Here is a 1,040-nt window from a genome sequence, read left to right as displayed (position 1 = left end):
ACCACCAGCGCCAGCCTGGCGACGACGATCCAGCGCCTGTCCTCGGGCCTGCGCATCAACAGCGCCAAGGACGACGCGGCCGGTCTGGCGATCTCCGAGCGCTTCACCACCCAGATCCGCGGCCTGGACGTGGCCTCGCGCAACGCCAACGACGGCATCTCGCTGGCGCAGACCGCCGAAGGCGCGATGGTCGAAATCGGCAACAACCTGCAGCGTATCCGCGAACTGGCGGTGCAGTCGGCCAACGCCACCAACTCCACCACCGACCGTGGCGCGCTGAACTCGGAAGTCAAGCAGTTGGCCTCGGAAATCGACCGCGTCTCCAGCCAGACCAACTTCAACGGCACCAAGCTGCTGGACGGCTCCTTCTCCGGCGCGCTGTTCCAGGTCGGCGCCGACGCCGGCCAGACCATCGGCATCAACAGCATCGTCAACGCCAGCGCCGCCTCGCTGGGCAAGGCCGGCTTCGCCGCCACCCAGACCACCACCAACGCCCTGGCCTCGGGTACCGCCACCGCCAGCGGCAGCTTCTCCGGCATGTCCGTCAACGGCGTCAGCATCGCCTCGGTCTCGGTGGCCGTCGGCGACGTGGACACCGATGTGGCCAAGAAGATCGCCTCGGCGATCAACGACAAGCTGGCCCAGACCGGCGTGTACGCCTCGGTGGACAGCAGCAACAAGCTGAAGCTGGAATCGGTCAAGGGCGGCCAGGACTTCTCGTTCACCGCGGGCTCGGCCACCGGCGCCACCGGCATCACCTTCGACCAGAGCGGCATCGCCGCCACCGCCACTGCCGCCGCGGGTACCACCAACTTCCTGAAGGACGTGGACATCTCGACCTTCCAGGGCGCGCAGAAGGCGCTGAGCATCATCGACAACGCGCTGACCTCGGTGAACTCCTCGCGCGCGGACATGGGTGCGATCCAGAACCGCTTCACCTCCACCATCGCCAACCTGAGCTCCACCTCGGAGAACCTGTCGGCCTCGCGCAGCCGCATCCGCGACACCGACTACGCCAAGGAAACCGCCGAGCTGACCCG

1 protein-coding gene is annotated in these 1,040 nt (G+C 67.5%); it reads left to right on the top strand.

The features are described 5' to 3' along the window. Positions 1-1,040: flagellin (locus D588_RS0103375; RefSeq protein WP_017914974.1), on the top strand; the 1,040-nt coding region annotated here is incomplete at both ends.

The sequence above is a fragment of the Xanthomonas sp. SHU 308 genome, assembly GCF_000364645.1.
Lineage (GTDB): Bacteria > Pseudomonadota > Gammaproteobacteria > Xanthomonadales > Xanthomonadaceae > Xanthomonas_A > Xanthomonas_A sontii.
The sequence above is the reverse complement of the archived record's forward strand: the minus strand, read 5'-3'. Positions and strand labels throughout refer to the sequence as shown.